The organism is Lutibacter sp. B1, assembly GCF_012524075.1.
Classification (GTDB): Bacteria; Bacteroidota; Bacteroidia; order Flavobacteriales; family Flavobacteriaceae; genus Lutibacter.
In genome coordinates, this window is the sequence record NZ_JAAZUI010000032.1 from 1 (window position 1) to 13,454 (window position 13,454).

A 13,454-nucleotide genomic window follows, 5' to 3' on the forward strand; every position below is an offset into this window, starting at 1 on the left:
CAGTTTGAGTCGAAACTTCCATAAATGTCTCTTTCATTAGTATTTTAAAAATTGTACTTAATCCTATCTTTAATGAGTCCGAAAATGTCTATTTGGAACCCAAAAGGCTGATCATATTAAATACAACGGTCTTGTGTATGGAGCGTTGCGTATTGTTAAGCAACTAAGTTACTAAAATTGCTTGTGACTGGCTTAAAATCCGCAGGATTTTATAAGCACTGACCAAAGTAGCAATGTTTTATACACGTTGTTGTAAGTAGTGCTTTACATTATTCGTTTTAATTCAGTTAATTCGTTTTCCGATAAAGACTGTTTCCATAATTCATTCACTAACCACAATCCGCTATCTTTTATTTTTTGTTTTGGCGAGGATAATCCTAACCAATTTTCACTAGGTTTACAATTCGTACAATTTGAAACTGTAGAAATTATTCTTGATTCAATTCTTAATCTCTGTTCTTTTTCCAAAACCTCAAAAACTGCAAAAGAAAAATTGTTTTGAATATATTCAGACACCTTTTTCTCAATAGTTTGCTGTTTCTTAAAATCTATTTGTTCCGAATATTTTTTCTTATTAGCTCTGGTTGTCAAATCTAATTCCCATTGCTTTAAAAAACTGTCATTTTCTGCATTTAATAAAGCTCGTCCAATATTTTTTCTAAAAATACTACGGTCTTTATTTTCTTTAACAAAATGTTGTTTTAATCTTGATTGAAGTTGATTATCTCCTGTGTGAGTTCCAATTCTGACAATTCTTTTTAAATTATTAAATTTCTCGCCTTTCTCAAACAAAATATAAATTCCATTTTTCGGGATTTCTTTCTCGTTGAAAGGAAAAGAATATTCTTTTAATTCATTGAATATTCCGTGTATTTCATTACAAATTTCACTCATTAATTATTCTGTTTTGTTAACCATTGCAATTGTTTTCCGATTTTCAAACCTTTCATTGGAATTTTTACATTACTTAATTCTGGAATTAAAAATTTGCGATATTTTTCTCCCGCTAAAAATGTAAATTCATCTTTTTCTAAATCAGTCAAAGATTTTAATTCATAAATGACTTTTTTCGACCATTCCTTAATTTCATTTGAACGCATATTATTCAAAGTTTTGTCATAAGGTTCAATTTCGTCTGTTAATTTTAAAAGTCCGTGTTCGGCAGATAAAATATAAATTTCACTCGGATTTAATGATTTAGCATAAGTTAAATTCTTTTTGAAAAGAGAACTTATGTAAAGATTTTCGGCTGTTGATTTTTTGTCTAATTTTTTACTGACACAAGAAATCAATACTATGTTTTTCATTCAGTTCGGGTGTTTTTTGGCATTACTTACAACGGATGGCGGTATGGTTAGTTGCCGATTTCGAAGCACTTTCCTATCAAGTTACAACTACTTTTGATACGAGCTGTGCCGCTCGAATACCCACTGCACCGGCAATTAACTATACCGCGTGTTGTGCGTTCGGTGTTCTTTCTTTCATTAAATTCTGTCTCATTTCTTGTTCATTTGTTTTCATTGTTATTATAAATTCTTTAAAGTTATCGGATTTCTGAGGAGTTGCTACTCCAATTTTCTTTAGTATTCCATCTGTTTCCTTTATTCGATAAGTTTCAAAAAAACTCGTGTCTTGTTTTGGAAATATTAAGAACCCATTATTTGAACTAAAACGATACATATATGCAATTGTCTTGTAGTATATACTTGTTGCTTTTTCTGAATTTTCAGAATATGCATGTTGTCTATCAAGAGGAATGTACTTCGCATCTCCAACAATTTTTGGTTCATCTTTGCTAATAAAGTCAGGATAAATCGGTTGGAAATTCTCAAAAAGTAAATGACGATGTTTTCCTGTTTTATTCTCTGGGTGAATGAAATTTTCTTTTAAAATAGTGTTGAGATACTCTTCCCAAAGCCAAGCACCGTCAAATAATAATCCATAAACTTTGTCTTTTTCTTTGCCAAAAGTAATTTTCTCGTGTCGAAGAATTTTTAAGCAGATTTTTTGTAAAGCGGAATACTCTGTAAAATATGGATGCGTAACTGGTCTTAAATTAGCTGTAATAACCTTTTGTCTTGAATTGCAATTGTATGTTTTATTGGTTACAAAAATAAATTTACTCACAATGTCTCTTAGTTCACTATCACTTGTTAGCACGCCACTGCCATAGGGGTGAGTTCTTATGTACTCAATTGTATGTCTAATAAGTTGTGTCAGATTATTATTATAGCTGTGTTCTCTTGTTGTGTAAGCTATTTTTCCTGTAAACGGAATGTTCATAAGTAGATGGCGTTTAACATCAATACTTCCCTTAACATTTGTATCGTTATATTCTTCCTTTTTGTAAGCTTTGTAGATTCCTTGTGAATAGGCTTTTTTGAGATAGTATGGCAAAAGATAAAGAAGAAAATCCCAAATATTCTCTTTGTTTGGTGTTTGGTCAAATTTTAAAAGATTAATCGCAAAAACCTTTTGTAACATATAATGCAGAAAATAGTCGTTGTTTTCATCTTTTGCAAAACGAGATGAAATTGTAAGTTGTGTTGAATTTCGTCCTACAAACCCCATTAAATTATATGTTGTCAGATTTTCATTGTCTAGTGAGAAAATATGAGGTTTTTCAACATCGTCTTTATATTTGCCAAATGAATGAGGAAAAACAAGCAAATCAGGGTTTTCTCTTTGTAAATCCAAAAGGTTTCTATTTGCTATAGCTGATAAATCTTCAATGTTTAAATTGTCAAATTTATCAATACTTTTTCCGCCATTGTTATCTGTTGTTCTCATTAGGCATTAAATGCATTTTTCAAGAGTTCAATTTTCTCCAAACTATCAGGCATACCCCTCAAATATTCTTTCAAAAGTGGCTCAATCCTTAAATTCCAAATGTTGTCTATATCTTGTCTTGCATTACCGTTTGAGTCAAGAAAATAGGCAGCACCAATATGATATGAAGGGTTCAATCCATCCGTATTAGAAATTTGCTCATTTAATCTAAACATTTTTTCTTTAATGTTTTGTGGCAAATTCATATTGTCGGCACTTTCTTCTGCTGTAATTTCAATCCAAGTAAAACGTCTTCTCATTGCAAAATCAAAACTTTCAACACTTCTGTCGATGTCATTCATTGAACCAATTATGTAGACATTTTCGGGTACATAAAAAACCTCATTTTCATCATTGTGTAAATTTGAATACTGGGTTTTAACCGCACCCTTTTTCCCTCTGTAACTTGGGTCAATCGAAAAGAAGAGTTCTCCAAATATTTTTGAAATTTCACCTCTATTGATTTCATCAATTACAAAAACAAAGTTTTTAATACCATTATTTGAACTTACTTGACTGTTTACGAATTCTACTAAACCAAAATTAGCTTTTAGATAATCCACAACATCCTCCATATCTTTTTGAAAAGCACCTGAAGGTCTTGCTTGTTTTCCTTGATAAGCATCGTAAACATTCTTTTTCGTGATAGTAAAGTTGTATTGAGATGGAGTATTTACAGAAGAATATTTTAATGAGTCTTTTGAAGATAACCCGTAATCCCAAGAACCAATTGTTGTCAATACACCTTGAGCAATATTATTTCTTACTGCCGTTAATAGACTTTCCCAAGCCACATCAAAATTGTCAACTATCTCTGAAAATTTTGCCTCTGAAGCTTTTTGGCAAAATGATTTGAAAATTCCGTCTTTGATTTCAAAACCGATTGTTCCATTTTCATCAGGTGGCGTGGGTCTGAGACCTTCGACAAAGTCGGTGTAATCATAAGATGGATGAAATTGCACAAAATTAAATTGTCCGCTTTCTTTTAACTCTTCATCGGTTTTGACGCCAATCATTTGCTTTGCAATTTGTTTGGCTAAATATGTTTTACCAGTTCCAGGGGCACCTGTTAGGATGATGTTCTTATTAGTTTCTAAAAGTTTTGAATAATTTTTCATTTGAAAGTTTGTTTTTGCTAATCCAAAAATTCTTATTATATCTTCATTTATTTCAATCTCCTCCAATGTATTTGCATACCATTTAATGTCTGTTAAATCAAATTCATCGTTTTTTATCCATTCAATTTTTATAGAAGATTTAGATAGTAATTCTGTAACAATTCCAATTTGCTTAATTCTCAAGTAACTTTTTGCATTCGGTTTCCTTCCTTTTACAAATGTAGATTTCAAAGCAAACATATCTCCAACAGAGATTTGTGAAAATAAGTCTGAATATTTTTGTTCTTCGTATCCATTTTCCCATATTCCCTCACTTATAAATCTATCAAACTGACTTTCTCCCTCCCAAGTAAAGCCTCCTATAAAATATCGCATAATCTATTATTTTCTATTATCATTAATGGCACTGAGTTTCTTTACACTGACGCACAACGGTTTGTGTATGAAGCGTTGGGCATTTCGAAGAACTTCTCTGTCAAACCGCTACAAATTTTATTAAATGTAATGACCTTAAAACTAGCACTATCTGCCCAATGATTTATACACTTTGTTGTGCGGTCGTACTTTATTTTCGTCTGTCTGGCAGCGTTGGCAAAGACATACTCTTTTGCAATTTTTGGTTGCAGCGCTGGCTGGTGCGAATTGCAAATGTGTATGGCTTTAAGCGTTGGCATTTATTCTATTTTAGTTTAATTTTTTTCGTTTCTGTGTCGTATTCATAATTCACGATATTTTCGTTTAGAATCAGTTGTATGGTTTCTTCAATGACATCAAAAGGAACTACAAACCATTCTCTCGGATTTAGCCTTTGACCTTTTTCGTTAAACAAGTCAATGTCCAAACAAGCTTTGGCAAAAAATCTATGTAAAAGAGCTTCTAATTTGTCCGCATTTCGATTGTAAACTTTGTAAGTCGCTATCTTTTTAACATCAGCAAATAAATATGTTGCTTCATTTTTAGCATTCTTGATTCTATCGTCAACTGAATCACTTGCAAAGCCGATTTTGTATAAGTCCTTAATTTCTGCAAGTTCTTTTTTAGTTGACTTTGTTTTCAAAACGTAAATCCAACCCGACTGAACATCTTCTTCTTTAACAAGCCCTGAATTTACGAATAAGTCGTGTTCAATTTTCTCATAGGTGTTAGTGATAAGTTTTCCGTCTTTTTGGATTTGCTTACCCAGAGAGCGATAAAGCATATTGCTGTATGTGCCATTTTCAAAAACAGTTCTTGTTCTACCTTCAACTCTAACTCTATTGCCTGATTTCTGCTCCCATTCTTCCTTTTTCAAGTTTGCTGATTCTAAATAGAGCATAATTCCATTCATTAAGTAGAAATCGCCAACGTGAAGATTTTTCTCAATATTGGTAAAAGGCTTAATCTTTCGTTTGCCCTCTTTAATTTCTTTGTGAACCTGTAAAAATAATTTTTCATACTTCTCAAAGTCCTTTTCTTTCATTGGTTTTCTTTGAGCAACAAAATCGGCTTCTGCTCGGTCTTCTGGTTTCGGTGTATGTTTGAACTTGAATATATCTAAATCTTTGTCAGGTTCTAACAATCCAAAATCATCATCATTCAGAATATCGTCAATGGATTGTTTCTCCATTTCTACGTGACCTAATAAATTATGCCTGTCAAAAGGTTTGAGGATTTTTTTCTGTTCCTCATTTTCTCTAAAGTTTTTAAGTTTGGCCATCAGACCATATTCAGACATACTTGATTTGTTTGGTTCTCGCTCGTTTTTGTCAATAAAAAGATTGATTTCCTCAAAAGAATCAATTAGCCTTTCTTCATCAGTTTTCAAAGTTGAAGCCTTGATTTTTGAATCTAATAATCCAAAATCATCATCATTGAAAATGTCGTCTATTGTTAGTTTCTTCTTAGCCATTTTCTAGTGCTTTTTTACGTTTCAACTCTCTCAAAAACACTAATGCTTCTGCCATTCTTTTTTCCTTGTGGTCAAATGCCTGAATACTCGGTTGCTCGCCTTTATTGTTTTTTACCCATTCTTTGATTTTTGGCCATAACAAAATAGCTTCTTCTTCGGTCATTTCAATTTTTGTGGATTGAATATGCTCGTCAATCAGTTTTAAAACTTGTGTCGTTACCGATTTAGATAAAATTTCAAATGCTTTTTGAAATGGATTCACTTGGTCTATCAAGTCAATATGGATGTCATCTATATTCACAAAACTTCCTGCCATTCGGATAAATTTCTTGTCGCCTTGTTCTTCAATTGTGCCGTTCTTGATTACGGAATCTACTACAACGTGCTGTCTTACTGCTTCAACATCTTCTTCGTCCAAATCAGGATAAACTTCTCGGATGATTTTGGGAATCAAAACGGTATTGATAACCTCTGGCTCAATATTGCCTGGCATTGCTTTGAGCATTTGTGGATCTTGCAAAATCTTAGCCTTCAAATCATTTAAATCTGTATCAATAATGTCTTTGGCTCTTTGCGAAGTAGGTAATTTGAAACCTCTTATTTTTATCGTGTTATCGTCCTCATCTTCGTCCTCATCATCTTCGTCTTTTTTGATTTTGAATTTGAAATTTGGGGCCAACACTTGCTCCATCAATAAAGAAGCGGTAATTGCTTTCAGCATATTGTTTACAGATAGTTTTACTTCCTCACCTTCAGCATCAGGATTAGCAATAAGGTTGGTAAATTGAGCGTGTATTTTGTTGTTGCTGTCTCTTGTTGCTCTACCTATTATTTGGATAATTTCTGTTAATGAACCTCTGTAACCAATAGTTAAAGCGTGCTGACAATAAGGCCAATCAAAACCTTCTTTTGCCATTCCTAAAGCAATTATGATGTCTATATCCTCTGGCGAATTTACAGTACGCAAAAAGGCACTTATTTTGTCTCTTGATTTTGGATTGTCATTAACCAAATCGGCAACTTTTAAAATTCTTCCTGATTTTTTACTTTTTACGTGAATTACTCCTGTCTCTTCGTCTTGATATTCTATTGTTCCCAAAACATCAATAATGTGGTCCACTTCATCGTGTTTGAGTTTTGAAGATTCGGCTGAATTAACACTTGGAATGTGAATGATGGTTTTTTGATTTTCATCAAGTATCTCCGCCAAAGCCGACATTTTTTTTTCGGGATGTTTCTTGAAATATTTACCTGTGTAAAAGTGATAACCGATACCTAATGATTTTAAAAACTCATAACCGTTTAATTGTTGGTAGTAGGTGTATGTTACTTTGGTGAATTTGGCTTCATCTTCTGGCATCAATACAGGAATGCTATCACCTCTAAAATACGAGCCCGTCATAGCTACAATATGAGCTGATGAATTGTGCATAATGCTTTTCAAAACCTGACCTAAAATATTGTCGCCTTCTGCTGAAACGTGGTGAAATTCATCTATTGCCACTAAAGTATCATCTAATTTTTTGGGGTCTAAACCATCAAAGGCAAAACGCAAAGTGGCGTGTGTACAGACCAAAATTTGTTCGTCAGAATCTAAAAAGTTTAAGAATGCTGTTACTTTACTTTTTTCTTCGCCTGGTGTACAGAGGTTGTATTTTGGATTTGGATTCCAATCGGCAAAAAAGCCAAACTTTTTGAGTTCTGTTGAGCCAAAAGATGCTCCAATTGATTTTTCAGGCACAGCAACAATTACTTTCTTGATTCCTTGATTTTTCAATTTATCCAAGGCGATAAACATTAAGGCCCTTGATTTACCTGATGCTGGCGGTGCTTTCAACAATAAATATTGTGCAGTTCTGCCTTCGTATGCCTTTTCTTGCATTTCCCGCATGCCTAAAGCATTGGTGCTTTTGCTCTTTCCTGTTTGGCCGTATGTTACGTGTACTAAATTTGGCATTGGCTATTTCTTTTTCTTGTCTATTAATTTTTTCATCTCCTTATCAAAATCGGAAACATAATTTTGGTCTTGAATCACACGGAATTTATCATACTCACTTTCGGCTTTTAGTTTTGCTTCCAACATTGATATTTTCCCCTTATCTTTTAAAATGGGATAATCTGCCAATTCCAAAAATTGAACTAAAAAGTTATCCCAATCTTTCATATTCATTACTTGCCTATTTATGGCTCTGTTTTCAGCTAAGTCTAAATAAGAGGTTACAATTCGTTCTAAAGCTTTTAAATGTTCAGTATTCAAATAATTTTTGGCAATCGTTACATCACTTTTTAAAATCTTTCCGTCAGGGGCTTGTTTCCAAGTTTTTAAGCCCATATAAATTTTGGTGGCATCTGCTTCTGTGTAAATAATCTCGGCAGCAGTTTTTCCCGTTATTGCCCAATGCAGTTTGTTTTGTACCGTAGCAAAAAAGTGTTGGGTTATTTCCGATTTGTTGTCATAATCAGCCGAGAGTGCATAGATGTCAGTTATTTTTTGATATAAACGTCTTTCACTTAATCGAATCTCTCGGATTCGCTCCAACATTTCTTCAAAATAATCTTCTCCAAAATGTTTGATTTGCTTTAATCGCTCATCATCCATAGCAAAACCTTTGATGATGTATTCGTGCAAAATTTCAGTTGCCCATTTTCTAAATTCAATGGCTCTTTGTGAGTTTACCCTGTAGCCAACCGCTGTTATGGCTCTTAAATTATAGTATTTGGTTTGGTAGGTTTTACCGTCTTCGGCAGTGTGTCGGAAATCCCGACATACTGAAGCTTCATCCAATTCTCCATCTTCAAATATTTTTTTTAGATGTTCGGTTATGGTAGAACGTCCTTTTTCAAAGAGTTCAGCGATTGTTTTTTGCGTTAACCAAAGCGTTTTGTCTTGATAAAAGACATCAATATTTACTTTGCCACCTTCTGTTTTGAAAATAACAAAGTTGTTTATGGGTTGTAAACCGCTATTTTTATCCTCCATTGTCTGAACTATGATTTTATCTGATTTATTTGATTGCTTTGATTGAACTTCGAGTTTATCAATCGTTTAAATTCTAAACTTTTCGTGCCGAAATTTATCAATAAACCAACTTCTAAATTATACGCCTCCAAATAATTAATTGCTTGTGCCAAATGAACATCTTCGGTTTTTGTTACAGCTTTTAATTCTACAGAAATTACGTCTTCAATTAAAAAATCCACTCTCCTTGTTCCTATGTGTTCTTCTTTATAATAGATTGGCATTTCGTGTTCTCGCGAAAATCTTATTCCTTGTAAATCCATCTCTTTTGCTAATGCTCTTTGATAAATAACTTCCTGAAAACCATTGCCTAATATTTTATGCACTTCCATAGCACAGCCAATTATTTTGCCTGTTAAATCAGAGTATTTATATTTTTCATTTGTAATCATAGTTAAATCATTCAATCAGGTTAATCAACGGTTTAGACGTTTTTTCTTCTGCCTCCCAAACAGCGTATCTTTTTGCAACATTTCTTCATACTGCTTGAACAGATACTCTAAACGCTCGGTGTCGTTTTTAAAAGGTTGCAAACGGTAACATTGCTCTATGGCGGTATCGAGTTCTTGATGGGCTTGTAGCAAACCTTTAGGCATTGTACTTGGGTTGTACAACTGTGCCATTGTTTTGCTGGGGTGTTTGGCTCGCTCGTCTAAAATATCAAACACATATTGATTGAGGTTTTCCTTTTGCTTGGTACTAATATCTGGAAATGGAAAAGTGTTGTAGCAGAGTTTTGCCGAATAGCGATATCGAGTTTCTAGTTTTCCTCCAACATTTCTTACCCAAACCATATGCATACGAGAAGTTACTACTGCGAAAAGCCAAGGTTGGGCTCGGTAGATTGCCATTGCTGAATTTGAAATAATAGTATCCTGATTCAAAAAGCCAATTGGTATATAATCCCTTCTCTCTGATGATGTTGCAGGAATAATAATTGAGTCTGAATTTATATGGCGTATTTCTCCAAATAAATGTGGGCTTTCTGCTAAAGCGTTAGTTGCTTTTCGCTTGCTATTTAATCTATGTATTTCTACGTTGTCAATACGTTTTGCTATCTGAGGAATTTTATAGGCTTCTTTTAAATAACTGTCCTCAATCCAAAGACAATATTTTTTTATTCCTCTAACAAACTCTGCACCTCCTGAAAACTCTTTAATGTATATTGAAGCGTTGCTATTCTCTTTAATAAGATTGTTCCTTTCATCTTCATCCAATAGCAAGTAGCCTTTGTCATTAGGCATACTACCGAAACTTATTTCAGGAAATTTTGAAAGCGGTTTACTTCTACCTATGACAATGGTATTAGAACCATCCAATAAATAAGGATTTATGTTTTTTGCTGTTTTTCTAAAATTGTCGTTAAACAAATATTTTGATTCATTGCTTACATTTCTTAGACCAACAATAATTACTGTAACTCCCGCATTACCCTTGGCATTATTGGTCCATTTAAATGATTGGTGTGCAAAATCAATTTCTATGTCGTCTGAAAGAATTGAAGGCCACATTAAAGCCACTTGTTCGCCTTGGCAGATAGAGTTTGTAGTCACAAAAGCACATTTTGCATTAAATCCTTTTATGTAGTCTTTTGCTTTGTATAACCAACAAGAAATATAATCCATATTGTTGTATCCATTCTTGCCGTGAAATACAATTCTCATATCTTTTTTCTGCTCAGCATCTTGCAATCTCGCACCCAAATAAGGCGGATTTCCAATCACATACACTTCATCCTTTTCAGAAATGGGACATGCCTCATTCCAATTTCTTCTTGTCGCATTGCCTTGTTGTATTTGTCCTGCTTCTTTAAGCGGTAGAATTGGTTTACTTTTTCCGTAATCAAAAAGCATTTCTTCAAACACACGGTTCATTTGGTGTTCTGCCAACCAAAGAGAAAGAATTGCCATTTCGTGAGCAAAATCGTCTATTTCAATTCCGTAAAATTGTGAAAGCTGAACAGAAGTCCATTTGAAAGTTGGATTAGGTTCTAAATCGGTAATCTTTTGTAAAATCTTAATTTCCAATAAGCGGATTTCTTTGTAAGTAATAATCAAGAAATTTCCACTACCACAGGCAGGGTCAAAAAATTTGATTTTTGACATCCTGTTAATTAGTTTATTGAGTTGATTTACCGTTGTAGCGTTTTCAAAAGCCTCATATAACTCATCAAGAAAAAGTGGTTTAATCAGTTTTTTAATATTTTCTACAGAGGTGTAGTGCATTCCTAAATCGCTACGGTAATCAGGAATTACCACAGCTTGTATCATTGAACCAAAAATGTCAGGATTGATATCCTTCCATTGCAACTCGCCCAATTCTATAAGCGTTTTTCTCGCTTTTGAAGTGAATTTTGGTGAGTTTATTTTTTGACCAAACAAACCTCCATTTACGTAAGGAAATTTGGCTAAAAAGTCAGGATAATCTTTTCCGCTTTTACTGTCTAATCGGTCAAATAAATCATTTAAAAAAGAATGCGTATCACTTCCGTTTTCTGCGGTGTGCTGAGCAAGCGTATTGGTAAAAATGCTGTCTTGCTCAAAAATTTCGGTGTCTTCTGCAAAAAAGCAAAACAACAAACGAGACAGAAAAATATTGAGGTGGTGAATGCTTTCCTTTGAATTGTAAATGTTTGGATTTTCCTCAATCAACAAGTCGTACAAGGAAGCCATTTTGTAGGAAGCATTTCTGTCGGCCTCATTGTTGTTGCTTGCATTGTAAACCTCACTGCCTGCCAATGGTAAAAAGAAGTCGAAATAATTAGGCAGTTCTTTAATTTCAATATCTAAGCTTTTACCTAATCTTAAATCTTTTGCAACAAGCTCTTTGTAGTCAGTCAGGATAGCAAATCTTGGCTTGTGTTTTAAGATTCGTTCCTCTTTTGAAATAGCATCAATACTACTCAGTAGTTTGTTTGTGCTTTCTACTTTAAAGAAGATTTTCTTTTTGTAAAGTATTTCACCATCAAGCTTTGAGAGATTGTAATCGCCTTTCTTTAATCTAGTTACAGAGGTTTTTGAAATGCCGTAGGCAACTAACAAATCATAGATAAACTCATCTTTCGAGAAGTTGTCTATTAGGGTCTGAACGTTATGTTTTATCTCGGTCGATTTCATTAGCTGTCTTGTTCAGGTTTGTTAGAAACTAGCAATTCTTTAATATCTACATTTAGGATTTCGGCAATCTTGTATAAGTCGTCTATACTTGGTTGTCTTTTATTTTGAGCGTATGAGTGAACCATATTGTAGCTCTTTCCCAATTGCTCAGCCAACCAAATCTGCTTAATTCCTTTTCTGTCTAAAACCTCTTTAATTCGGTTCATTTTGAATTATTTTATTCAGTTCTCAAAAGTAGGAAAGATTTTATGAATACTCACTAAATGAGTATAAATATTATCATTCAGTTTGGAGTGTGTTGGCAAAAATTCAAGCTCTTTTGGTTTTTTAGCTTTGGTCTTGCGTGTCGGCAAAAAACCAAATGTGCTTGAATGTGCGTTGGCTTTTCTTTTTTCAGTATGCCGCACAACTGTAATAGTATAACAAAAGTAAAAATATAAATATGGAGAAATTTAAAATAGGAGACAAAGTAAAAGTTTGCGGTAAATTAGAAACAACCATTGAAAAAATAGAATCTGATGTTGGTGTTATTATTTATTGGTTTAAAGACGAAAAAGGCAGACTTTGGAATGAAACAGAAATAGCTATTGAATTATTAGAATAGTTTTTATTTTTGTTATACATAGTTAGTAGCTTTTTTAGGGTATTTAGTTTAGAAGTTTATAAATAATAGACTTACCAAAGGTTAAGAAACAAGTATCGAAAATACGGCGTAATATGCTAAAATTGCTTACTAACGGTTTAGGCTATGTTGTCGTTGTGGAAAAATCGTAAGATTTTTCCGCCATAGCAGTTATGTTAGTAAATATACGAGGATTTTCTGAAAAAGAAAATCCGCCACAATGCAATATAGCCATTGTTAGCATATTTAGCGACACGTTCTGCTGAGCATTGAATTTTTCTATTATCTGAAATTTATCAAACATACTAATTTTTCTCATTTAGCTTTTTCTCCGTTGTTATTTTCACGTTTTACAGGGAAAAAGTCAAAAAGTTTCTCAATTTATTGCAATTATTCATTTTAAAGATATTCGGATTCGTTGCTCAAAATCTTAACCGTTTCAATGCTCAATTCCGGTAGAGTGGAAGTCAATTTGGAATTTTTCAGGTTTGTACATATTTTTCATTCAAAGCAAATTAATTCCTATTCAATTCTCATACTTTTTTGAGTATAAATCACTCAGAAATTTCTCGGCTTAGTACAATTTTTTCAGTAAAAACTCAATTCTTTCCGTTTTCATTGCTCAAATCTGACCGCTACAATTTTCACTCCGAAATATTGCTAAAAATCATAGTTTTCAATTAAGTTTTTCAACTTTAATTTTTCTGACCAAAACTCAGCCGAGCTATTTATGCTAACGGGTTTTTATAAGATTTGTGCGACTGAAAAATCGGAGATTTTTCGGACGTAGCAAATCGTTTGTTGGATGTTTGTCGGTTTGTTGTTTAGTTTAAATGTAAGCATAAATTTTATGAGGTGTTGT

The 13,454-nt window shown here is 33.2% G+C and carries 12 protein-coding genes; 1 reads left to right on the top strand and 11 read right to left on the bottom strand.

The features are described from left to right. Positions 1-264: 264 nt before the first annotated feature. The 10 genes from HGB55_RS13910 to HGB55_RS13955 form a co-directional block, all read right to left on the bottom strand. Entirely contained in the window at positions 265-894 is a 630-nt protein-coding gene (locus tag HGB55_RS13910) for a hypothetical protein (protein ID WP_168817520.1), read from the bottom strand. After that, complete coding sequence (locus tag HGB55_RS13915) at positions 894-1,307, bottom strand: DUF6884 domain-containing protein (RefSeq protein WP_168817522.1); 414 nt, start codon at positions 1,305-1,307, stop codon at positions 894-896. The genes HGB55_RS13910 and HGB55_RS13915 overlap by 1 nt, the downstream gene beginning before the upstream one ends. A 139-nt stretch (positions 1,308-1,446) precedes the next feature. Beyond that, entirely contained in the window at positions 1,447-2,790 is a 1,344-nt protein-coding gene (locus HGB55_RS13920; RefSeq protein ID WP_168817523.1) for an McrC family protein, read from the bottom strand. Continuing rightward, positions 2,790-4,322 (bottom strand): McrB family protein, encoded by a 1,533-nt coding sequence (locus HGB55_RS13925; RefSeq protein ID WP_168817525.1) that lies wholly within the window; start codon positions 4,320-4,322, stop codon positions 2,790-2,792. The genes HGB55_RS13920 and HGB55_RS13925 overlap by 1 nt, the downstream gene beginning before the upstream one ends. Positions 4,323-4,626: 304 nt before the next feature. Continuing rightward, positions 4,627-5,835: a GIY-YIG nuclease family protein gene (locus tag HGB55_RS13930; RefSeq protein WP_168817527.1), complete on the bottom strand. Its 1,209-nt coding sequence runs from the start codon at positions 5,833-5,835 to the stop codon at positions 4,627-4,629. Further along, positions 5,828-7,792 (bottom strand): DEAD/DEAH box helicase, encoded by a 1,965-nt coding sequence (locus tag HGB55_RS13935; protein ID WP_168817528.1) that lies wholly within the window; start codon positions 7,790-7,792, stop codon positions 5,828-5,830. The genes HGB55_RS13930 and HGB55_RS13935 overlap by 8 nt, the downstream gene beginning before the upstream one ends. Positions 7,793-7,795: 3 nt before the next feature. Continuing rightward, positions 7,796-8,815: a virulence RhuM family protein gene (locus tag HGB55_RS13940; protein WP_168817529.1), complete on the bottom strand. Its 1,020-nt coding sequence runs from the start codon at positions 8,813-8,815 to the stop codon at positions 7,796-7,798. An 8-nt stretch (positions 8,816-8,823) separates the two neighbouring features. Beyond that, positions 8,824-9,261 carry a GxxExxY protein gene (locus tag HGB55_RS13945; RefSeq protein ID WP_247649230.1) on the bottom strand — a complete coding sequence of 146 codons (438 nt, stop codon included), beginning with the start codon at positions 9,259-9,261 and terminating at the stop codon, positions 8,824-8,826. A gap of 9 nt (positions 9,262-9,270) precedes the next feature. Then, entirely contained in the window at positions 9,271-11,970 is a 2,700-nt protein-coding gene (locus HGB55_RS13950; RefSeq protein ID WP_168817530.1) for a DNA methyltransferase, read from the bottom strand. Then, entirely contained in the window at positions 11,970-12,176 is a 207-nt protein-coding gene (locus tag HGB55_RS13955; protein ID WP_168817531.1) for a helix-turn-helix domain-containing protein, read from the bottom strand. Before HGB55_RS13955 ends, HGB55_RS13950 begins: the two co-directional genes overlap by 1 nt. A gap of 236 nt (positions 12,177-12,412) precedes the next feature. On the opposite strand from HGB55_RS13955, the gene HGB55_RS13960 reads away from it, so the two are divergent. Then, the gene (locus HGB55_RS13960; RefSeq protein WP_168817532.1) at positions 12,413-12,574 is read left to right on the top strand and encodes a hypothetical protein; all 162 of its coding nucleotides are present in this window, start codon (positions 12,413-12,415) and stop codon (positions 12,572-12,574) included. Positions 12,575-12,716: 142 nt separating this feature from the next. Here HGB55_RS13960 and HGB55_RS13965 read toward each other — a convergent pair whose 3' ends face one another. Next, positions 12,717-12,911 (bottom strand): hypothetical protein, encoded by a 195-nt coding sequence (locus tag HGB55_RS13965; protein WP_168817533.1) that lies wholly within the window; start codon positions 12,909-12,911, stop codon positions 12,717-12,719. Positions 12,912-13,454 lie beyond the last annotated feature (543 nt).

Coding starts and splice junctions, on each gene's coding strand:
- HGB55_RS13910 (WP_168817520.1), bottom strand. CDS start 894: ATGAGTGAAATTTGTAATGAAATACACGGAATATTCAATGAATTAAAA.
- HGB55_RS13915 (WP_168817522.1), bottom strand. CDS start 1,307: ATGAAAAACATAGTATTGATTTCTTGTGTCAGTAAAAAATTAGACAAA.
- HGB55_RS13920 (WP_168817523.1), bottom strand. CDS start 2,790: ATGAGAACAACAGATAACAATGGCGGAAAAAGTATTGATAAATTTGAC.
- HGB55_RS13925 (WP_168817525.1), bottom strand. CDS start 4,322: ATGCGATATTTTATAGGAGGCTTTACTTGGGAGGGAGAAAGTCAGTTT.
- HGB55_RS13930 (WP_168817527.1), bottom strand. CDS start 5,835: ATGGCTAAGAAGAAACTAACAATAGACGACATTTTCAATGATGATGAT.
- HGB55_RS13935 (WP_168817528.1), bottom strand. CDS start 7,792: ATGCCAAATTTAGTACACGTAACATACGGCCAAACAGGAAAGAGCAAA.
- HGB55_RS13940 (WP_168817529.1), bottom strand. CDS start 8,815: ATGGAGGATAAAAATAGCGGTTTACAACCCATAAACAACTTTGTTATT.
- HGB55_RS13950 (WP_168817530.1), bottom strand. CDS start 11,970: ATGAAATCGACCGAGATAAAACATAACGTTCAGACCCTAATAGACAAC.
- HGB55_RS13955 (WP_168817531.1), bottom strand. CDS start 12,176: ATGAACCGAATTAAAGAGGTTTTAGACAGAAAAGGAATTAAGCAGATT.
- HGB55_RS13960 (WP_168817532.1), top strand. CDS start 12,413: ATGGAGAAATTTAAAATAGGAGACAAAGTAAAAGTTTGCGGTAAATTA.
- HGB55_RS13965 (WP_168817533.1), bottom strand. CDS start 12,911: ATGAGAAAAATTAGTATGTTTGATAAATTTCAGATAATAGAAAAATTC.